22 protein-coding genes are annotated in these 20,273 nt (G+C 65.5%); 11 read left to right on the top strand and 11 right to left on the bottom strand.

Annotated features, from left to right (window positions below):
- From JQ633_RS33915 to JQ633_RS33900, 4 genes are all read left to right on the top strand, one after another.
- Positions 1-226: chemotaxis protein CheW (locus tag JQ633_RS33915; RefSeq protein ID WP_211990171.1), on the top strand; the 226-nt coding region annotated here is incomplete at its 5' end.
- Between the two features lie 63 nt (positions 227-289).
- Positions 290-655: a response regulator gene (locus JQ633_RS33910; protein WP_211990170.1), complete on the top strand. Its 366-nt coding sequence runs from the start codon at positions 290-292 to the stop codon at positions 653-655.
- A 153-nt stretch (positions 656-808) separates the two neighbouring features.
- Positions 809-1,984: a protein-glutamate methylesterase/protein-glutamine glutaminase gene (locus JQ633_RS33905; RefSeq protein WP_211990169.1), complete on the top strand. Its 1,176-nt coding sequence runs from the start codon at positions 809-811 to the stop codon at positions 1,982-1,984.
- The gene (locus JQ633_RS33900) at positions 1,981-2,853 is read left to right on the top strand and encodes a CheR family methyltransferase (RefSeq protein WP_211990168.1); all 873 of its coding nucleotides are present in this window, start codon (positions 1,981-1,983) and stop codon (positions 2,851-2,853) included. Before JQ633_RS33905 ends, JQ633_RS33900 begins: the two co-directional genes overlap by 4 nt.
- Positions 2,854-3,016: 163 nt before the next feature.
- On the opposite strand, the gene JQ633_RS33895 is transcribed toward JQ633_RS33900, so the two are convergent.
- From JQ633_RS33895 to ctrA, 5 genes are all read right to left on the bottom strand, one after another.
- Positions 3,017-4,174, bottom strand: a complete 1,158-nt coding sequence (locus JQ633_RS33895) for a glutathionylspermidine synthase family protein (protein WP_211990167.1) — start codon at positions 4,172-4,174, stop codon at positions 3,017-3,019.
- A gap of 38 nt (positions 4,175-4,212) precedes the next feature.
- Complete coding sequence (locus tag JQ633_RS33890; protein WP_211990166.1) at positions 4,213-4,449, bottom strand: hypothetical protein; 237 nt, start codon at positions 4,447-4,449, stop codon at positions 4,213-4,215.
- Between the two features lie 103 nt (positions 4,450-4,552).
- Complete coding sequence (locus JQ633_RS33885; RefSeq protein WP_211990165.1) at positions 4,553-4,966, bottom strand: hypothetical protein; 414 nt, start codon at positions 4,964-4,966, stop codon at positions 4,553-4,555.
- A 1-nt stretch (position 4,967) separates the two neighbouring features.
- Entirely contained in the window at positions 4,968-5,372 is a 405-nt protein-coding gene (locus tag JQ633_RS33880; protein ID WP_211990164.1) for a DUF350 domain-containing protein, read from the bottom strand.
- A 163-nt stretch (positions 5,373-5,535) separates the two neighbouring features.
- Positions 5,536-6,237, bottom strand: a complete 702-nt coding sequence (gene ctrA, locus JQ633_RS33875) for a response regulator transcription factor CtrA (RefSeq protein ID WP_016848562.1) — start codon at positions 6,235-6,237, stop codon at positions 5,536-5,538.
- Between the two features lie 366 nt (positions 6,238-6,603).
- Here ctrA and fliI point away from each other — a divergent pair, with 366 nt between their 5' ends.
- The 4 genes from fliI to JQ633_RS33855 all read left to right on the top strand — a co-directional run bounded on the left by fliI (position 6,604) and on the right by JQ633_RS33855 (position 10,154).
- Entirely contained in the window at positions 6,604-7,929 is a 1,326-nt protein-coding gene (gene fliI / locus JQ633_RS33870; RefSeq protein WP_211990163.1) for a flagellar protein export ATPase FliI, read from the top strand.
- Positions 7,930-8,038: 109 nt separating this feature from the next.
- Positions 8,039-8,458, top strand: a complete 420-nt coding sequence (gene fliJ / locus JQ633_RS33865) for a flagellar export protein FliJ (RefSeq protein ID WP_211990162.1) — start codon at positions 8,039-8,041, stop codon at positions 8,456-8,458.
- Positions 8,459-8,657: 199 nt separating this feature from the next.
- Complete coding sequence (locus JQ633_RS33860) at positions 8,658-9,203, top strand: sigma-70 family RNA polymerase sigma factor (RefSeq protein WP_211990161.1); 546 nt, start codon at positions 8,658-8,660, stop codon at positions 9,201-9,203.
- Positions 9,204-9,221: 18 nt separating this feature from the next.
- Complete coding sequence (locus JQ633_RS33855) at positions 9,222-10,154, top strand: anti-sigma factor (RefSeq protein WP_211990160.1); 933 nt, start codon at positions 9,222-9,224, stop codon at positions 10,152-10,154.
- A gap of 305 nt (positions 10,155-10,459) precedes the next feature.
- On the opposite strand, the gene JQ633_RS33850 is transcribed toward JQ633_RS33855, so the two are convergent.
- Together JQ633_RS33850 and flhA are read right to left on the bottom strand one after the other, a co-directional pair.
- A complete protein-coding gene (locus tag JQ633_RS33850; RefSeq protein ID WP_211990159.1) occupies positions 10,460-10,660 on the bottom strand; it encodes a hypothetical protein in 201 nt (66 codons plus the stop codon).
- 322 nt (positions 10,661-10,982) lie between these two features.
- Positions 10,983-13,214, bottom strand: a complete 2,232-nt coding sequence (gene flhA, locus JQ633_RS33845; protein WP_211990158.1) for a flagellar biosynthesis protein FlhA — start codon at positions 13,212-13,214, stop codon at positions 10,983-10,985.
- Between the two features lie 716 nt (positions 13,215-13,930).
- Here flhA and JQ633_RS33840 point away from each other — a divergent pair.
- A complete protein-coding gene (locus JQ633_RS33840; RefSeq protein WP_211990157.1) occupies positions 13,931-14,362 on the top strand; it encodes a hypothetical protein in 432 nt (143 codons plus the stop codon).
- A gap of 108 nt (positions 14,363-14,470) precedes the next feature.
- The gene (locus tag JQ633_RS33835) at positions 14,471-15,718 is read left to right on the top strand and encodes an MFS transporter (protein WP_211990179.1); all 1,248 of its coding nucleotides are present in this window, start codon (positions 14,471-14,473) and stop codon (positions 15,716-15,718) included.
- A 209-nt stretch (positions 15,719-15,927) separates the two neighbouring features.
- Here the strand turns inward: JQ633_RS33835 and JQ633_RS33830 are convergent, their stop codons facing one another.
- From JQ633_RS33830 to JQ633_RS33820, 4 genes are all read right to left on the bottom strand, one after another.
- Positions 15,928-16,332 carry a DUF4864 domain-containing protein gene (locus JQ633_RS33830; protein ID WP_211990156.1) on the bottom strand — a complete coding sequence of 135 codons (405 nt, stop codon included), beginning with the start codon at positions 16,330-16,332 and terminating at the stop codon, positions 15,928-15,930.
- 292 nt (positions 16,333-16,624) lie between these two features.
- Positions 16,625-17,275 carry a hypothetical protein gene (locus tag JQ633_RS33825; RefSeq protein WP_433995719.1) on the bottom strand — a complete coding sequence of 217 codons (651 nt, stop codon included), beginning with the start codon at positions 17,273-17,275 and terminating at the stop codon, positions 16,625-16,627.
- On the bottom strand, positions 17,251-18,159 hold the full coding sequence (locus tag JQ633_RS35320) for a hypothetical protein (protein ID WP_249159849.1): 909 nt from the start codon (positions 18,157-18,159) through the stop codon (positions 17,251-17,253). Before JQ633_RS35320 ends, JQ633_RS33825 begins: the two co-directional genes overlap by 25 nt.
- Before the next feature lie 66 nt (positions 18,160-18,225).
- Entirely contained in the window at positions 18,226-18,774 is a 549-nt protein-coding gene (locus JQ633_RS33820) for a cupin domain-containing protein (RefSeq protein WP_211990154.1), read from the bottom strand.
- Positions 18,775-18,934: 160 nt separating this feature from the next.
- Between JQ633_RS33820 and JQ633_RS33815 the strand changes: the two genes are divergently transcribed.
- The gene (locus tag JQ633_RS33815; RefSeq protein ID WP_349631666.1) at positions 18,935-20,263 is read left to right on the top strand and encodes an aspartate aminotransferase family protein; all 1,329 of its coding nucleotides are present in this window, start codon (positions 18,935-18,937) and stop codon (positions 20,261-20,263) included.
- Positions 20,264-20,273 lie beyond the last annotated feature (10 nt).

The following is a 20,273-nucleotide window of genomic DNA, read 5'->3' as shown; positions in this document are numbered from 1 at the left end:
GATGGCGGTCGGCGTCGACCAGCGCGGCGAATCCTATGGCCTGCTGATCGACCAGATCGGCGAGGTGCTGCGGCTAGACGATGCCAGCCGCGAGGACAATCCGGTCAACCTCGATCCGCGCATGGCCAAGCTCGCCGGCGGCGTCCACCGCCTCGACGGCCAACTCATGGTCGTGCTCGACGTCGATCGCGTGCTCGAATTGATGCCCGACGCCAAAGCTGCCTGAGCAGGCGGACGGAATTGAAGAACGAAAGCATCCCCCCGGGGGATGAGGAAGCAGAGGTCGCAAATGAGAACGTGTCTTGTTGTCGATGACTCAAGCGTCATTCGCAAGGTCGCTCGCCGCATCCTGGAAGGTCTCGACTTCCAGATCACCGAGGCCGAGGACGGCGCCAAGGCGCTCGAGGCCTGCAAGCGGACGATGCCCGATGCGGTGCTGCTCGACTGGAACATGCCGGTCATGGACGGCTACGAGTTCCTCGGCAATCTCCGCCGCATGCCCGGCGGCGACCAGCCGAAGGTGGTGTTCTGCACCACCGAGAACGACGTCGCGCATATCGCGCGGGCGCTGCATGCCGGCGCCAACGAATACATCATGAAGCCGTTCGACCGGGACATCGTCACCGCGAAGTTCCAGGAAGTCGGGTTGATCTGAGTTAAGGCATGATCCGGACCGGAACGGCCGCGCTAGCGCAAGGTGTGAAGCGGTTTTCCGATCAGATCATGCTTCTCTAGAGTGTTTCGATCCGGCGGGGGAAACCTCCGGCTCAGCAAATGTTGTGCGTAGCGTTGCGTCGCTGGTGAAGTCATGAGTGTTGCGTTGACAAATGCTGCGGCCCCGACGTCGCCCCGTACCGACAAGGTGCGGGTGATGGTGGTCGACGACTCCGTGGTGATCCGCGGCATGATCTCGCGCTGGATCGCGGCTGAGCCCGACATGGAAGTCGTGGCCTCGCTGCGCACCGGGCTCGACGCCGTCAATCAGCTCGATCGCATCAACCCCGATGTCGCGGTGCTCGACATCGAGATGCCCGACCTCGACGGCATCTCGGCGCTGCCGCAGCTGCTCGCCAAGAAGCGCGACCTCGTCATCATCATGGCGTCGACGCTGACCCGCCGCAACGCGGAGATCAGCCTGAAGGCGCTGTCACTCGGCGCGTCCGATTACATTCCGAAGCCGGAGAGCACGCGCGAGCCGACAGCCGCGGAAACCTTCCGCCACGACCTGATCCAGAAGATCCGCCATCTCGGCGCCAGGGCGCGGCGCAGTGTCGTGCATACGACGGCGAGTCCGCCGCTCGCCCCGAGCCATGACAGGCCGCGCGTGGCGGCACCGGGCGCAGCACCTGCGCCCGCCGCCGCACCAGTCCAGTTGACTCGCCGTCCGTTCGGCCTGCTGCCGCCCAAGGTGCTGCTGATCGGTTCCTCGACCGGCGGCCCGCAGGCGTTGATGACATTGGTCGCCGAGATCGGACCGGTGATCGACCGTTTCCCGGTGCTGATCACCCAGCACATGCCGCCGACCTTCACCACCATTCTCGCCGAGCATCTCGCCCGCACCAGCAAGCGTCCGGCGCATGAGGCCGTCGACGGCGAGGCCATCAAGGCGGGGCAGATTTATCTCGCGCCGGGCGGCCGCCACATGCGTGTCGCCCGCCACGGCATCGACGCCGTGATCGCGCTCGACGACGGACCGCCGGTCAATTTCTGCAAGCCCGCGGTCGATCCGCTGTTCTCGTCGGCGATCGACGTCTGGCAGGGCAGCATTATGTCGGTGATCCTGACCGGCATGGGCTCGGACGGCATGCGCGGCGGCAAGGACATCGTCGCTGCCGGCGGCAGCGTGATCGCGCAGGACGAGGCGACCAGCGTGGTGTGGGGCATGCCCGGCGCGGCCGCCAATGCCGGGATCTGCGCCGCCGTGCTGCCGCTCAATCAGATCGCACCGAAACTTGTTCGCGTGTTTTCGGGAGACCGTTCGTGACGCCGCTGGACTACGAGTATCTGCGCAAGCTGCTGAAGGAACGTTCCGGTCTCGATCTGTCGGCTGACAAGCAGTACCTCGTCGAGAGCCGCCTCGTGCCGCTGGCGCGAAGGTCGAACCTCGCCGGCATCCCCGAACTGGTTCAGCGGATCAAGGGCGGCGCCGAGGCGCTGACATCGGAAGTGGTCGAGGCGATGACCACCAACGAGACCTTCTTCTTCCGCGACAAGATCCCGTTCGATCATCTGAAGGACACGGTGCTGCCCGGCCTCGCGCAAGCGCGCGCCGGCCGCCGTGCCTTGCGAATCTGGTGCGCTGCCGGCTCGACGGGGCAGGAGCCCTATTCGATCGCGATGCTGGTCAAGGAGATGACCGCGCTGTTCACGGGTTGGCGCATCGAGATCGTCGCCACCGATCTGTCGCAGGCGGTGCTGGAGAAGGCCAGGGCCGGCCTGTTCAGCCAGTTCGAGGTGCAGCGCGGGCTGCCGATCCAGATGCTGGTGAAATACTTCGCACAGCAGGGCGAACTCTGGCAGCTCAACGCCGACATCCGCGGCATGGTGCAGCACCGCCAGCTCAACCTGCTGCAGGATTTCGCGCATCTCGGCACCTTCGACGTGATCTTCTGCCGCAATGTGCTGATCTATTTCGACCAGCCGACCAAGGCGGCGATCTTCGGCAAGCTGGCGCGCGTGCTCGAGCCCGATGGCGTGCTGGCACTGGGCGCGGCGGAGTCGGTGGTCGGGATCACCAGTGTGTTCCGGCCTTATCCCGATCGCCGCGGCCTCTATCAGCCGAGCACCGCCCCGGTTGCGCGCGCCGGTGCGGCGCCGCATGTGCTGAAGGCTGTGGCTTCGGCCGCGCGTTAGTCGGACCACGAAAGCGAAATTGCCGGTTCCGTCACCCTGAGGAGCGCGCAGCGCGTCTCGAAGGGTCGACGGCCACCAGCCGGGCCGCGCATCCTTCGAGGCTCGCAAGGGCTCGCACCTCAGGATGACGGGGAAGGAGCGCCAAGCGCGTTGGAATTGCTAGTCACAATATCGCATGCGGCAGGAAGCGGGACGTGTTGCCGGTGATCGGGTTCTCGTCTTCGCGGATCGACAGGCCGCACGGCGTGTGGTCGACCAGCCAGCTGCCGAGCACCGGGTACTGGCCGGAGAAATTCGGCAGCGGCGCCAGCGCCTGGCGGACGAAGCCTTCGGCGCCGTAGGGGCCTTGCTGTTCGACCAGTGTCGTGCCGGCACTGACGAGCGCGACATTGGCGCCCTCGCGTGAATAGATCGGCTTGCGCACGAACGAGCTGCCAAGGCTCGCGGCCTGCGGGTCGTCCTCGAAATAGGCCGGCAGCAGATTGGGGTGGTTCGGAAACATCTCCCACAGCAGCGGCAGGATGCCCTTGTTGGACAGGATCGCCTTCCACGGCGGCTCGATCCAGCGCGTCGGCGCCGCCGCGAGGTTCTTGCCGAACGCGTCGTGGAACATCCACTCCCAGGGATAGAGCTTGAAGGCGAGCGCGATCGGCTCATCGTCGAGGTCGACGAACGCGCCGTCGTCGCGCAGCCCGATCTCCTCGATGTCGAGGGTCGTGGTCTTCAGGCCGGCCTGCACCGCGGTGTCCTCGAGATAGGCCAGCGTGCCGGCGTCCTCGGCATTGCCGGTCATGCCGGTGAGATGCAGCGGATAGCGGCTGCCGAGCTTCTTCCAGGCTTCGATCAGCCTGTCATGGATCGAGTTGAACTGGTCGGCGCGCTTCGGGATGATGTTGCGCTCGATCGCCTGTTCGAGCCAGGTCCATTGAAACACCGCCGCCTCGAAGATCGAAGTCGGCGTGTCGGCATTGTATTCGAGCAGCTTGGCCGGGCCGCTGCCGTCGAATTTGAGATCGAACCGGCCGTAGAGGCTCGGCTCCTTGCGCCGCCAGCTCGTGGCGATGAGATCCCAGAACGCTTCGGGTATCTTCAGCCGGCGCAGACTGCGTTCATCCTTGACGGCGCGGGCGGCCAGTTCGAGGCACATCGCGTCGAGCTCGCCGGTCGGCGTCTCGATCGCGCGCTCGATCTCATCCAGCGTGAACGCGTAATAGGCGCGCTCGTCCCAATAGCGTTCGCCGTCGATGGTGTGGAAGGTGAAGCCGGCGCTCTCGGCCGTGGCCCGCCAATCGTCACGCTCGGGGCAGGTGATGCGTTGCATGAGCCGGACCGTGGCCGCCGGGTTGATGTCAGGTTGGTTTAGCTGCCGCCGTGCGAAGGATCGTCATCGCCGAAGCGGGCGATCTTGCGCGGTGCAGCGCCAAATCCGCCGGATGTGGATTGGCGCGGGGCATTGCCTTTGGTCCCCGCTGCGGCGTGGTGGCGCCGGCTGCGGGCATCGGCCGGCGTGATGCCGATCGCCATCGTCCCCATCGATACGGTACCGACCGCGACGCTTCCCATCAGTTTCAGCCAGACGCGGCGCGAGCGTTTCATGGCTCCGATTCCTCTTATCGACCAGCGCCATCGATTTTCCATCAGCGTCATCCTCCGGGCAAGCGAAAGCGGGACCATGACACGCCAACGTGCACGGCATGTGTCAGCCGCTGCTGAAGCCGAAGGCATGGGCGAACGAGCCGAAGCCGCCGCGGCTCACCGAGGAGCTGGAGGAAGACGAACTGGAGGACGACGAGGAACTGCTCGATGAGGAATCGAAGAAGCTGCTGCGTGACGAGCGGCCGCCGCTGCCGCCGGAAGACGAACTGCGCGAGGTGCAGTCGGCGCCGGGCTGCGGGGTGACCGGCGCGGTCACGCCGGGCGGCGGCGGTGGCGGCGGCACGCAGTTCTGGCGCGGCATCAGCGCGTAGGCGCTGCCGCCGACCGCGAGCGTGCCCATCACCAGCAGCGCGACATGGTTGGAGCGCTTGACGGGCGGACCCGGCGGGCGCGGCGGCGCCACCTTGGGCACCAGCGGCTGCCGCTTGCCGAACTGCGGATCCGGTTTGCGCGTCATGTCAGTAGATCATGCAGGCCGCGTTCAGCGCGCCTGCGGCCAGCGAGGACAGCCCGAGCCAGATCGCCGGCGCCAGCTCGCCGTCCGCGATCCGCGCCGACAGGTTCGGCACCGGGACCTTGACGATGTAGAACACGATGATCTGCACGATCAGCGCGATCATGCTCCAGATCAGGCAGTCGATCACGTTGGAGGAGTGGGCGATGGCGCTGACCACCGGCAGCACGAAACCGAGCAGGCTGAGGCCGAGCGCGATCGCAGCCGCCGGGTGGTTGTCGCGGATCAACTGGAATTCGTCATGCGGCGTGACGCGCGTGTAGACGAAGAGGTAGACGACCACGGCGATCAGCGCCGTGCAGAAATAGACCAGGAACGCCGGCAGGCCGGCGAGGGATTGCAGGATCATTATCGTGCCGGTTTCCGGAAATTCGTCGGGAATCGCGCGAAGTGTTGCACGTTCCGTTGGTCTGCGCAGCGCACCGGCGGGTTCAAGCCAAACAAAAACCCCGCCGGGTGCGGCGGGGTTGAGGTCGGGAGGAGTGAACCTTGCGGCTCGTCACCCTGGAGGATCAGGCGGGAATGCGCTCGTCGGCCTCGTGCGGCTCGCGCAGCACGTAGCCGCGGCCCCACACAGTCTCGATGAAGTTGCGGCCCTCGGAGGCGTTGGCGAGCTTCTTGCGCAGCTTGCAGATGAAGACGTCGATGATCTTCAGCTCGGGCTCGTCCATGCCGCCGTAGAGATGGTTGAGGAACATTTCCTTGGTCAGCGTGGTGCCCTTGCGGAGCGAGAGCAGCTCCAGCATCTGGTATTCCTTGCCGGTCAGATGCACGCGCTGGCCGCCGACCTCGACCGTCTTGGTGTCGAGATTGACCACGAGATCGCCGGTCTGGATGACGGACTGGGCGTGGCCCTTGGAGCGGCGAACGATCGCGTGGATGCGGGCGACCAGTTCGTCCTTGTGGAAGGGCTTGGTCATGTAGTCGTCGGCGCCGACGCCGAGACCCTTGACCTTGTCCTCGATGCCGGCGAGGCCGGAGAGGATCAGAATGGGAGTCTTGATCTTCGACACCCGGAGCTGCTTGAGCACGTCGTAACCGGACATGTCGGGCAGGTTGAGGTCGAGAAGGATGATGTCGTAGTCGTAAAGTTTGCCGAGATCGACGCCTTCTTCACCGAGATCCGTCGTGTAGACGTTGAAACTCTCGGATTTGAGCATCAGCTCGATAGACTGCGCGACGGCGCTGTCATCTTCAATCAGCAAAACGCGCATGCCAGTCCCCTTTAGTCGCCGCTCCGGGCGTCAGGTCGGCCGCACTTGCGGCACTCACAAAACGCCTTTGACAACTGATTCGGATCCTGACGAGCTATGGTTAACAAAAACTGATTCTTCCGCGCAAGGTCTAATCGTGCAATTTTTGTCGAATCGCCCTAAGATATTGCGTAGAAGAAGCTTTTCCTATCCGCGCTCGTTCATACTCCACATTAAGAGCCGGGCCTAACCGACTCTCGCGACTCGCCCTTCTTCTGATGGGCAAGCGACCTCAGTCACCAAAGACAGTGACGCAATGATTAATGATGCGGGTAAACACGAAGTTAAGCGGCCGGGCCAAAAGCGTGGAAACTTAAGGTTTTCGCAATGAAGGCCCTCGCGGAGCAGATCGGCGACATCGACGGCGTCAATATTTATGGCCGTGTGGTCGGCGTTCGCGGCCTCATGGTGGAGATCGCGGGTCCCATCCACGCAATGTCGGTCGGCGCCCGCATCGTGATCGATGTCGGCAGCGGGCGCTTCATCCCGGCCGAGGTGATCGGCTTCTCCGGCGAAAACGCGGTGGTGATGCCGTTCGGTGGACTCGAAGGCGTGCGGCGCGGCTGCCGCGCCGTGATCGCCAATGCGGCGAGCCAGGTGCGACCGTCGCCGGCCTGGCTCGGCCGCGTCGTCAATGCGATGGGCGAGCCGATCGACGGCAAGGGTCCGCTGCAGCAGGGCGCATCGCCGATGCCCTATCGCAACCTGCCGCCGCCGGCGCATTCGCGCAGACGCGTGGGGCCGCCGCTCGATCTCGGCGTGCGCGGGCTCAACACCTTCCTGACTTGCTGCCGCGGCCAGCGGCTCGGCATCTTCGCCGGCTCCGGCGTCGGCAAGTCGGTGCTGCTGTCGATGCTGGCGCGCAATGTCGATGCCGCGATCTCGGTGATCGGGCTGATCGGCGAGCGCGGCCGCGAGGTGCAGGAATTCTTGCAGGAGGACCTCGGCGAGGAGGGGCTGGCCCGCTCGGTCGTGGTGGTCGCGACCTCGGACGAGCCGGCGCTGATGCGGCGCCAGGCGGCCTACCTGACCCTGTCGATCGCCGAGTATTTTCGCGACGAGGACCAGGACGTGCTGTGCCTGATGGACTCGGTGACGCGCTTTGCGATGGCGCAGCGCGAAATCGGCCTGTCCGCCGGCGAGCCGCCGACCGCCAAGGGCTACACGCCGACCGTGTTCACCGAACTGCCGAAGTTGCTGGAGCGGGCCGGGCCGGGCACCGGCGCCGGCGCCATCACGGCGATCTTCACGGTGCTGGTCGACGGCGACGATCACAACGAGCCGATCGCGGACGCGGTCCGCGGTATCCTCGACGGCCATATCGTGATGCAGCGCTCGATCGCCGAGCGCGGCCGCTATCCGGCGATCAACATCCTCAAATCGGTCTCGCGCACCATGCCGAAGTCGGCCGATCCCGCCTTCCTGCCCTTCATCACCAAGGCGCGCCAGGTGATGGCGACCTATGCCGACATGGAGGAATTGATCCGGCTCGGCGCCTACCGGCCGGGTTCCAGCGCCGAGGTCGACGAGGCGATTCGGCTGCACGAGCCGCTGGAAACTTTCCTGCGCCAGGCCAAGGACGAGGCCACCAGCCTTGGTGATGGCTACCGGCAACTCGCTCAAATCCTGTCGAGTTTGGAAACGGAACGCTAACTTTGTCAGGCCATCATCTCCGGCACACGATTAGCCATGCCGGCGGGGCCCAGCGGGAAGCCGGCACTGTCCCGCGTTCAAGCCCGGGACTTCTGGGGAGTATGAGTCGATGAAGTCACGTGAAACGCTGATCCGCCTGAAGAAGTTTCAGGTCGATGAAAAGCGCCGTCGGGTTACCCAGATCGAAGGCATGATCGCCGACTTCCAGCGCATGTCGGTGGAGCTCGAGCGCGAGATCCAGACCGAGCAGGAGCGCGCCGGGATCAACGATCCCTCCCATTTCGCCTATCCGACCTACGCCAAGGCCGCGATCCAGCGCCGCGAGAACCTGACCCGCTCGGCCGAAGAGCTGCGGGTCCAGCTCGAGGACGCCAAGGCGCTGCTGGCGGAAGCCTTCGAGGAGCTCAAGAAGGTCGAGCTGCTCGACGAGCGCGACCAGGCCCGCGAGCGTGCCGAAGAGAATGCCCGCGAGCAGGCCGACATGGATTCGATCGGGCTGATGCGCGCCCGGCTCGGCGTCATCGCCTGACGCTTCTGCCTCTATCGCCGATCCCATCGCAACCCGGGCCGTAAGGTCCGGGTTTTCGTTTGAGGATGTCCACAGCCTGCGGCGCTGGTGGACCTCGCTGCGCCAAACTATGCTACCGTCCGGACACAATTGGTCACGAGACGGTCGGTCATACGATTGGCGATGAGGCGAGGGGGACGCGGGCTTTGGGGGGCGCTGAATGCTGACGCCAGCTGAGCTGGTCTGGCTGATCGCCGCCGTTGCGAAGGGGGACGAGGCCGCCTTTGAGCGCCTCTACGCCGCGACCCGGGCGAAACTCTTTGGCGTCGTGCTCCGTATCTTGCGTCGTCAGGATCTCGCCGAGGAGGTCCTGCAGGAGACATACGTCAAGATCTGGAACAGCGCCGGCCAGTTCAATCCGGCCCTGGCTTCCCCGATCACCTGGATGACCTCGATCGCGCGCAACCGCGCCATCGATGTCGTGCGCAAGCGCGGCGAGGTCTCGATGGAGGAGGAGCCGGCCGCGATGGAGGTGGCCGCCGACCAGCCCGATCCGCTGGCACGACGGGAAATGACGGAAGAATTGAAGCGGCTGCTGGAATGCGTCGGCCGGCTGGAGCCCGATCGTCAGAAGCTCGTGCTGCTCGCCTATTACAACGGCTGGAGCCGCGAGCAGCTCGCCGCAAAGTTCGAGACGCCGGTCAATACGGTGAAGACCTGGCTGCGCCGCAGCCTGATGGAAATCCGCGAGTGTCTCGGGCTGTGAGTTCTTGGACTGTGATTGATGGCCTATAGCGAAGACCATATCGCGCTCGCGGCGGAATACGCGCTCGGCACGCTCGACGCCGAGGAGCGCACGCAGGTCGAGACCATGATGGCCGTCGATACGGAGTTCGTCGGCGTCGTGCAGGCATGGGAGCTCAGGCTCGCCTCGCTGAACCAGATGGTCGGCGCCGTCGAGCCGCGCGCGGTGGTCTGGGACAACATCAAGGCCGCGGTCTTCCGTGCCAGCGAGCCGCAATTGCCGCTGGTGCTGCCCGAGCCGCCACCACCGCCCCCGCCACCTCCGTCGTCGCTGCTGGCGGATGAACCCGAGTTCGGTGCGGAGGCCGCGCCTGCCGAGATCGTGCCGCCGCCGGTCGCCGACGACGGCAACGTCATCGCGCTCGCGAGCCGCGTCAAGCGCTGGCGCGGCATCGCCTCGGCGGCGAGCGCGATCGCGGCCGCGCTGCTCCTGATGCTGGGCTTGCAGATCTTCCAGCCCGACGCCTTGCCGGAAGCGATCCGGCCCAAGCCGCGGATTCAGACGGTGGAAGTGAAGGTGCCGGCACCGGCGCTCGCGCCGTCGGCGCAATATGTCGCGCTGCTGCAAGGGCCGAGCGGCGGGCCGGCGTTCATCATGACCATCGACGGCGCGACGAAGAATTTTACGGTGCGCAAAGTCGGCGCCACCGCCGAGCCCGGCAAGAGTTTTGAGCTGTGGCTGATCTCCGACAAGCTGCCGCAGCCGCGCTCGCTCGGCGTGATCGGCGCCGGCGACTTCACAGCGGCGCCGCTGCTGTCGGGCTACGACCCTGACGTGATCAACGGCGCCACCTACGCCGTGACCGTCGAGCAGGCCGGCGGCTCGCCGAGCGGCCAACCGACCTCGGCGCCGATTTTCACCGGCAAGCTGATCGAAACGGTGCAGGGCTCGCCGACCGCGCCGCCGCGGTAACCCGTCTCAGGCGTCATGGCGAGGAGCGACGGCGACGAAGCAATCCATCGCTCCGTGTACTCGGTGGCAATGGATCGCTTCGCTGCGCTCGCAATGACGGGGGATAGAGCTGTGTGCAGTTCTGCCGTCGCATCCGCAGATGCGACGCGCTACCCGTAAAAAAAGAAAACGCCCGTGGGGAGCGGGCGTTTTCGATAGTCAACTTGGGGGTAGTTGGGGGTCTTAAATATCCACGTAGCGACTTTGGGGGGCTGTAAAGAGACTACGTGAATTCCGTGAAACTCTCCTGTTTGCGAGCCTGCCGATCAGCGGACCAGCGAGTTGCTCGAGCTTGTGATCGCGACCGGCTTTCCGGCCTTCATCACACGCGCCGTCTGGGCGTAACCCTCGTCCGACGGGTTGTGCATCGTGATTCCAAAACCTGCGACCAGGATACCGGCGACCAATGCAACCACGACGATCTTCAGATGCGTCGTGCGATCTGCGCTATAGATCGAGTGGTTCATGGAAGTCTCCTGCCGCCTTCCCAGTCCTGTCGAGAATTGGTCGGCCTGCTCAGCTGCCGGGTTCAACGTCTCGCGCCCCACTAACGTAGGATTCGCCGATTCCGTTCCCAAGGGGTGTTCACAAGGCAGTGATCAGACGTGATCCGCCGCGATCAAAATCGCCGTCCGCGAGCGTCTCGTCAGCTTAATATTTTGTAATATCAGTAGCTTGTATTCCAAGCGCGTTGCTGCGCTGCAAATAGGGCCGTTCTGGCCGGTTCCACACAAATCGGTTGCCTGTGACGTGAAAACACAGGGTGAGCGGCGACTGATTTGCCGCCACTCAGACGCTGCCGACGGTCTTCAGCCGGGCGCGCGGATGGATCTCGGCCTGCGACAGCACCGTGGTCTGCGAGCGGAACCGTTCCACCAGCGAGCGCACGAAGGGGCGGATCGCAGCCGATGTCACCAGCACCGGCGCCTCGCCTTCGCGTGCCGCCTGCTCGAACGAATTGCGTACGGCGGTCATGAATTCGGAGAGCTTGGAAGGCTGCATCGCCAGGCTACGGTCGTCGCCCTGGCCGACGATCGATTCCGCGAACGCCTGCTCCCAGCGCGCCGACAGCGCGATCAGCGGCAGGTAGCCGTTCGGCGAGGTGTTCTGCGCGCAGATCTGCCGCGCCAGGCGAGCGCGGACGTGCTCGACCATGGTGGCCGGATTGCGCGAGAACGCCAGCGCGTCGGCGATGCCTTCGAGGATGGTCGAGAGGTCGCGGATCGAGATACGCTCGGCAAGCAGCAGTTGGAGCACGCGCTGGATGCCCGAGATCGTGACCTGGGCCGGCACGATGTCCTTGATCAACTCGCCCTGCTCCTTCGGCAGATCCTTCAGCAGCTTCTGCACCTCGCCATAGGACAGCAGGTCGGACATGTTGGTCTTGAGCAGCTCGGTCAGATGCGTCGACAGCACGGTCGCGGCGTCGACCACGGTGTAGCCCTTGAGCGCAGCCTCTTCCTTCAGGCCGGCATCGACCCAGGTCGCGGGCAGGCCGAAGGTCGGCTCGATGGTGTTGACGCCGGGCAGGTGGACCTGGTTGCCGGCGGGGTCCATGACCATGAACTGGCTCGGCCAGATCCGCCCGGTGCCGGCGTCGACTTCCTTGATCTTGATGACGTAGCTGTTGGCTTCGAGCTGGACGTTGTCGAGGATGCGCACCGCCGGCATCACGAAGCCCATCTCGATCGCCAGCGAGCGGCGCAGCGCCTTGATCTGCTCGGTGAGGCGGTCGGTGCCGTCAGGGCCGTTGACCAGCGGCAGCAGCGCGTAGCCGAGCTCGATCTTGAGATCGTCGATCTTCAGCGCGGCGGTGATCGGCTCCTCTGCGGCGGCAGCGGCTGCGGCCGCGGCGGCCGGTGCGGCCGCGGCGGCGGCTTCGGCGGCCTTCGCCACCTTTTTCTTCTTGCGCGCGTTCCAGGCCAGCGCCGCGGCGCCGGAGCCGAGTGCGAGGAACGGCAGCGTCGGGATGCCCGGCAGCAGCGCCAGCACCAGCATGACGCCCGCCGACATGCCGAGCGCCTGCGGGTAGCCGGAGAGCTGGCCCATCAGCGCCTTGTCGGCGGCGCCGGTGATGCCGGCCTTGGAGACCAGCAGGCCCGCCGCGGTCGAGACGATCAGCGCCGGCACCTGGGTGACGAGGCCGTCGCCGACCGTCAGCACGGTGTAGGTGCGGGCGGCTTCGCTGAAGGAGAGGCCCTGCTGGGCGACGCCGATGATGATGCCGCCGACGATGTTGATGCCGACGATCAGAAGGCCGGCGATGGCATCGCCGCGGACGAATTTCGAGGCACCGTCCATCGCGCCGAAGAAGCCGCTCTCGTCCTCCAGCGCCTTGCGCCGTTCCTTGGCGGTCTTCTCGTCGATCAGGCCGGCCGAGAGGTCGGCGTCGATCGCCATCTGCTTGCCGGGCATCGAGTCCAATTGAAAGCGCGCCGCGACCTCGGCGATGCGGCCCGAACCCTTGGTGATGACCACGAAGTTCACGATCACCAGGATCGCGAACACGATGATACCGATCACGAAGTTGCCGCCCATCACGAAGTTGCCGAAGGCTTCGATGACGTGGCCGGCGGCCGCCGTGCCCTCATGGCCGTGGCTCAGGATCAGCCGGGTCGAGGCCATGTTGAGCGACAGCCGCAGCATGGTCGAGATCAGGAGGATGGTCGGAAACGACGAGAATTCCAGCGGCGCCTGGATGAACAGCGAGGTCATCAGGATCAGGATCGAGACCGTGATCGAGACTGCCAGGAACAGGTCGAGCACGATCGCGGGAAGCGGCAGGATCAGCACCACCAGGATGGTGAGGACGCCGACCGCGAGCGCGATGTCGCCGCGCTTGAGGATATCGCCGATCTCGCCGAGGCTCGGGAGGCTGCTCTTGCCCGCCGTGCCCTGACCTGCCGTGACGTCGACCATGCTTGCCGTTCCCCCTCGCGACTGGCGGCTGCGGGCGCCAAACGTCTGCGCGGCGGCCGAAGGGCCGCCGTTCCGAAAGTGAGGCACCGCGCTGGCGTCCACGGGGATTCTCCACCCGCTAGTCGCGACCGACGACACTCGACTTCACTCGGCAATTCTTGCCGGGTGTATGGTTAGCAAAGGGTTAATGGGGGTCCGCCAAGGGCCTGCGCGGGTCGTCGCAGGGCGAGGAATTGCGGCCGGGGAAGCGCGGCCGAGCGCCCGCGGCTTCAGCCGACGGCTATGTCAGCCGTCGCGCGCCGCCCGACGCGGCAGTGAAGCCGCGCGGGGATGCATGTTCGAGGCTGTCGGCGAGCAGTCGCCTAGTTGGCCGCTTGCATCCAGTTGCGCCAGTGGGTCGGCTGGATGTCGAGGGGCTTCCTGGTGGCCGGGTCGACCCAATCGGCGCCGTCCCTGTGACAGGGGCGGACGAGTGAGTGGACCATTCCATCGTAGTCGAGAACGCAGACTTCGAGCTCTCGGTCTGCTGGCGCGGTTGAAACGGGTAGCCATTCCGCTGACGAATGCATGATGACCCTCCGGCAGTATGCGCTTCGATCCCCTGATACGATGTGCGCGCCATCCCGACGCGATGAGATGATAGGTCCGGATGGCGGGCCGCCAGTGTGAACCGGCTCGCATTGTATCAGGTTTTCTTCGTCAGAGGGGATCACCGTTTGACGCAGGATATTCCTGGCCGCTGCAGTTGCGGATTTTGAACTTGCCGGGCCGGCGCCCGACGAAATGCCAGCAACCGGCGTTCACCGTCAGAGGCAACGATGTCGAACCATTCAACTCGGGCGGCGGCCATCCTGGTGCTCGCCGCAAGCACGCTCTTGCCGGCGTCCGCCTCGGCGGCGTCGCTGCCGGACGGCAAGCCCTGGTTTACCCGCATGCTGGTGTGCAACGCCGAGGGGATTCCGATCGAACTCTATGTTCCGGACGATGTCGTCTTCTCGGACGATGGCATGAAAGCGGGCCAGACGGTCGGCGGCTACTACACGCTGGATCTCAGCGACATCAACAAGGGCAAGGCGCTCGAGCCGGTGCGGATCACGATGAGCGCCGACAAGACATTCGTGACCGTCAATCAATATACGCGTGGCCTGCCGCCGACGCGCGTCCCGGTCGGCGGCGGCACCGTTGATTTCGATCATCGGTTCGCCCGCAACGCCAAATGCGGTCCATTCGGACATCGCAATCCCGACTAGGCGATTGATCCGGCTTGCGGTGAACCCGTTCACGGCGGCGTGTCCCGTCGCTGCTGCATGCCTAATCTCTCGGCAACGTGGCTTGACCCGTAGGCGAAAGCCGACGAAATTCGCCACGCCGTGGACGCTTTTTCTCAATCTGCCCCCCGATACGACCAGTTTATTCCCGACTCGCGCCGGGCCTGGCTGCGGCTTGCCGTTGCCGTGGTGATCGGTTCGCTCGGCAGCGTCGGCATGTGGTCGGTGGTGGTGGCGCTGCCGGTGGTGCAGACCGATTTCGGCGCGACCCGCGGCACTGCCTCGCTCGCCTTCACCATGGTGATGCTCGGTTTCGGGCTCGGCCAGGTCGTGACCGGCAAGATCAGCGACCGCTACGGCATCGTTGCCGCGATCGGCGCCGGGATCGGCATCCTCGGCCTCGGCTATGTCGGCGCCGGCTACGCGCCGTCGATCTGGGCCTTCAACCTGCTGCATTTTGCGATCGGCCTGTCGTCGGCGGCGACCTTCGGCCCGTTGATGGCGGAGGCCTCGCACTGGTTCGAGCGCTATCGCGGGCTCGCGGTCGCGATCGCCGCCAGCGGCAATTACATCGGCGGCACGATCTGGCCGCCGCTGGCCAATTTCGGCATGCAGACCTTCGGCTGGCGGACCACCCATATCGCGATCGGTATGTTCACCGCGGTCGCGATGACGCTCGCGCTCGGGGTGCTGCGCCTGCTGATGGGCGCCGCCGTCAGGCGCAGCCACGCCAACGCGCAGGCACCGAGGGTCGACTTGCGGCTTTCCACCAACGCGCTGACCGCGCTGCTGGCGCTGGCCTCGATCTCGTGCTGCGTGGCGATGTCGATGCCGCAGGTCCACATCGTCGCCTATTGCGGCGATCTCGGCTACGGCGTGGCGCGCGGCGCCGAGATGCTGTCGCTGATGCTCGGCTTCGGCATCATCAGCCGCATCGGCTCCGGCTTCCTCGCCGACAAGATCGGCGGCCTGCGCACGCTGCTGATCGGATCGATCGCGCAAGGCGCGGCGCTGCTGTTCTATCTGTTCTTCGACAGCCTGACCTCGCTCTACATCATCTCGGCGATGTTCGGCCTGTTCCAGGGCGGCATCGTGCCGAGCTACGCGATCATCGTGCGCGAGGCGATGCCGGCCTCGGAAGCGGCGACCCGGATCGGCATCGTGATCTTCGCCTCGGTGTTCGGCATGTCGTTCGGCGGCTGGATCTCCGGCGTGATTTTCGACGCCACCGGCTCCTACGCCGCCGCCTTCGCCAACGGCCTCGCCTGGAACCTGCTCAACGTCAGCATCGTGCTGCTGCTGTTGATGCGCGCCCGGCAGCGGCTGGCGATGGCTTGATCCGGGGCGGACGCCTTCACCTCGCAACGCGTGCGGGGAGAGGTCGGAACGCATCGCAAGATGCGTTCCGGGTGAGGGGGAGCCTCCGCGAATCCGGCTGTCATCATATGTGCGGAGGCAGCCCCTCACCCCAACCCTCTCCCCGTAAGAACGGGGCGAGGGAGCGCGCTGCCGTCGCGTCGTAATTCAACCGCCAATCATCACGCTATTCACACCGCCTGACCGGCCTTCAGCAGTGAGCACCCGGTGATCTTCAGGCTGCCGTCGGCCTGCCGCTCCAGCGTGTAGAGCGCCTCCCACGCCTCGCCATTGGCATCGACGATGTGGACGCGCTGCGCGATCCAGTCGCCTTCGCTGTGCGTCGCGCCGAACTCGAAGCTGCGGTGGCGATAGACCGGGGCGTAGCTCTGCTGCACCATCGACATGAAAATCTCGGGCTGCGGAAAGATCTGCCGGATTGCCGGCGCGGCATAGGAATAGGCTGCAGCGGCATCGTCGCGGCCAAAGGCCTGTTCTTGCGCCCGGATCACCTCTTGCGCGGCGGTCATGTCGGCGGCTGCCGCCGGCGAGGCGAGGGCGAAGAGAATGGCGGCTATGAGGGCGATCGCGCGCATGCGGGGCTCCATCTCGGACACCAGCAGATACGGACCATATCACAAGCCGGTTTCCGCGGCGGCCGGCCGCAACCAGGACAGCCCTAGAACTCCCAGCGGCAATGGATCGATGGCGGCCAGAACTCGGTCGAGCAGGCTTTGGGCGAGAGCCAATTCACGAAAGAGATGCAGCCGTACAGGATCGCCGACGATACGAAAATCGACGCGATGATCTGGCGCGTGGCACGGGCATCCTGCATGGCCCTGTTCGGTCGCGCAGACCGCGTGCCGGTTCGAATCTTGTCCTCGCTGCTCACCGGATCGAGCCCTTGAAACGGTCGATGTCGGGCGAGGGGCGGGCGGGGAACAGCCGCGCGGTGGAGGAGATATCGAGCCGGCGCCGGCACTTCTGCTCGTCGGCGTCCTTGTTTTCGGTGCCGTCCTTGTTGCTGTAGCGCTTCTTGGCAAACACGTCGTCCTGCCGGTTGACGATCAGCATGGTGCCGTCGCGCTCGAGCGTGTCCGGGTTCTTGCGCGCCTCGTCGGAGCGGAACGCGCCGCGGACGATCTTGCCGGTCATCTCGTAGTCGCAGCCGGCCTTCCAGTCGCCCTGGTCCCACTTCCAGCCGGCGGCCTTCACGGAGCCGTCGCTGTCGGTGGTGATCTTGATGACGGCATTGTAGGCGAGCCAGACCCCGGTGATGCCGGCGCGCTTGTCGTCAAAGCCCTCGAGCAGCGCCAGCCGCTCGCGTTGCAGCCCATTGACGTGGTCGCGCGCATCGACGGTGTAGTGCACCTGCGAGGTCTGCTTCTCCCACGCCGGATGCAGGAATTCCGGATACTGTTCGATCTGGCTCTTCACCCAGTGGCGCTGGTCGTCCATCAGCGCGCGCCGCGTTGTCTCGTCGAGCCGCGGCTGCAACGCCTTCCACGCCCGATTCAGCCGTTGGTCATTTTCGGCCAGTTCAGGGTCGGAGCAGATCTCTTCGTCGGTCGCGCTTTCAGGCCTGGCGCAGTCGAAGGTCGGGACGACGAACGCGGTGCCGGTCTTGTCGGAGGTCGTCTCGTTGCCGATCGCAAAATAGCTGCCGGCCACATGAACTGGCAGTCGGCGAGCCCGTCCCAATCGTCGTCGCCCGTGAGGCCAACGATGCGCAACGTCTCGCCCTGGCGGCGGAGTTTCAGCGACGGCGGCTTGAGCGGTTCGGTCGCTTTATCTGGTTTCGCAGTGTCGGCCGGCTTATCGGCGATCACAATGCCGGACAGCCAGCCATCCGCCGCCGGCTTCAACACTGCGGTGAGCTTGCAGGCCCGCCGCCGGTCGCCGCCATAGTCGCCGCGCAAATCAGCGGCGAGGCGATAGGCGCCGCTCTCGGCCGGCGTCAGCGTGATGCTGCCGAAGGCGTTGACCCAGTTCCCGGCCACGCCCGGCCGGGTGGGGCTTCTGGCAATATCGTCCAGCGCGGCCGTGCGGCGGCGCAAGGTTTCGACAACGGCGTCCTTGAGCTCGGGCTCGTCCATCTCGAACACCACGTTGACGGCGTCGATGATCATCTCGTTGAACCAGGCCTGATCGCGCTTCAACAGCGGCTTGACGTTGGCGGGCATTTTGGCGAGCGCGCCATCGAACGCCTTGTCGATCCCGGCGATCAACCTGTCGTAGCCCGCCTTGGCGCAATCCTCGGTCTTGATCCGGTAGTCGACGTCGCCGCACAGCTTGATCGCGGTCGGCGCGCTGCTCGACGCGCGCAGATATTCGTCCAGCGCCAGTGACGGGCGGGGCGCAAGGACCGCGATGGCCGTGGCGAGGGCGGCAAACCGCAGGGAGATCGGCAACAGGGTCGGCATCGGCAATATCCGCGGGCTGCGACATGCTGCCCTCGCGGCTTGGGTCGCGGGCCGGCTCCGCCGGGTTCAAAACGTCGGTGGCGTGCAGGCTGATATCACCTCGCAGGGCTTGGCGCCGATGCAGCGGAAGCGGTGCGGGCGGCGGCTTTCGAAATAATAGGCATCGCCGGCGTTGAGCACCCGCCGCTCGTCGTCGACGGTGACCTCGAGGCGGCCGGCGACCACGATGCCGCCTTCCTCGCCCTCGTGCTGCAGCAGCACCCGGCCGGTGTCGCTGCCGGGCTCGTAACGTTCTTTCAGGATCTGCAGCGCGCGGCCGAACAGATTGTCGCCGACCTGGCGGTAGGAGATCGGCTTCTTGCCGATCTCGGTCAGTTCCTCTGCACGATAGAATGCCTTGCGCGGCCGTTCGGGCTCGATCGCGAAGAATTCCGCCAATCCCATCGGAATGCCGTCGAGGATGCGCTTCAACGCGCCGACCGACGGGTTCATCTGGTTGGATTCGATCAGCGAGATCGTCGAATTGGTCACGCCGGAGCGCTTGGCGAGCTCACGCTGCGACAGTTTTGCGCGCGCGCGGATGAATCGCAGTCGTCCGCCGATATCGACGCTCATGGCAGCCCCTTTGCCAAATCCCTGTTGCAGGTGTTGCGGATCGAACAAATCATCGCAGACCGCCTCAATCAGATCAATGGCTTGCAGCGCGACAGAAAAGGACTTGTTGAGTGAGGGGAGGCGTGGTCCGACTATAGGAAATCCATAATGGAGCGCCCCCGTGACCGTTCATCAGATTCCGAACACCATCAAGACCGACTCGTTCTGGATGCCGTTCACGGCGAACCGGCAGTTCAAGAAGGCGCCGCGGCTGTTCTCCTCGGCCAAGGGCATGTACTACACCTCGGTCGATGGCCGGCAGGTGATCGACGGCTCCGCGGGTCTGTGGTGCGTCAATGCCGGCCATGGCCGTCCGCAGATCGCGGCTGCCGTCGAGCGCCAGCTCTCGACGCTGGATTTCGCGCCGTCCTTCAACATGGGCCACCCGCTGGCGTTCGATTTCGCCGAGCGGCTCGCCGAGATCGCGCCCAAGGGGCTCGACCGCATCTTCTTCACCAATTCCGGCTCTGAATCGGTCGACACCGCGCTGAAGATCGCGCTGGCGTATCATCGCGCCGCCGGCCAGCCGACCCGCACCCGCCTGATCGGCCGCGAGCGCGGCTATCATGGCGTCGGTTTCGGCGGCCTCTCGGTCGGCGGCATGGTCGCCAACCGTCGCCAGTTCGCGACCCATCTGCCCGGCGTCGACCATATCCGCCACACCCACGATCTCGCCCGCAACGCCTTCGCCAAGGACATGCCCGATTACGGCGCCGAGCTCGCCGACGACGTCGAGCGGATGGTGGCGCTGCATGGCGCCGACACCATCGCCGCCGTGATCGTTGAGCCGGTGCCGGGTTCGACCGCGGTGCTGCCGCCGCCGAAGGGCTATCTGCAGCGTCTGCGCGAGCTCTGCACCAAGCACGGCATCCTCCTGATCTTCGACGAGGTCATCACCGGCTTCGGCCGCCTCGGCACGCCGTTCGCCGCCAATTTCTTCGGCGTGACGCCCGACATGATGACGACCGCCAAGGGCATCACCAACGGCAGCGTGCCCTGCGGCGCGGTGTTCGCGACCCAGCAGATCTATGACGGACTGATGACCGGCCCCGAGGGCGCGATCGAGCTGTTCCACGGCTACACCTATTCGGCGCATCCGGTAGCCTGCGCCGCCGGCCTTGCGACGCTCGACATCTACAAGGACGAGAGCCTGCTGACCCGCGGCGCCCAGATGGCCGATTATTTCCGCGATGGACTGCACTCGCTGAAGGGTCTGCCGAACGTCACCGATATCCGCAATATCGGCCTGATGGGCGCGGTCGAGGTTGCGCCGCGCGGCGGTGTCGTCGCCGCACGCGGCTACGACATCATGGTCGACTGCTTCAACAACGGGCTGTACCTGCGCATGAGCGGCGACTCGCTCGCGGTGTCGCCGCCCCTGATCGTCGAGAAGAAGCATGTCGACGACATGGTCTCGATCCTCGGCGACGCGATCAAGCGCGTGGCCTGATAATTGCTAG

The sequence above is a fragment of the Bradyrhizobium tropiciagri genome (assembly GCF_018130505.1).
GTDB lineage: Bacteria > Pseudomonadota > Alphaproteobacteria > Rhizobiales > Xanthobacteraceae > Bradyrhizobium > Bradyrhizobium tropiciagri_B.
This window is presented reverse-complemented; position numbering and strand designations above follow the sequence as displayed.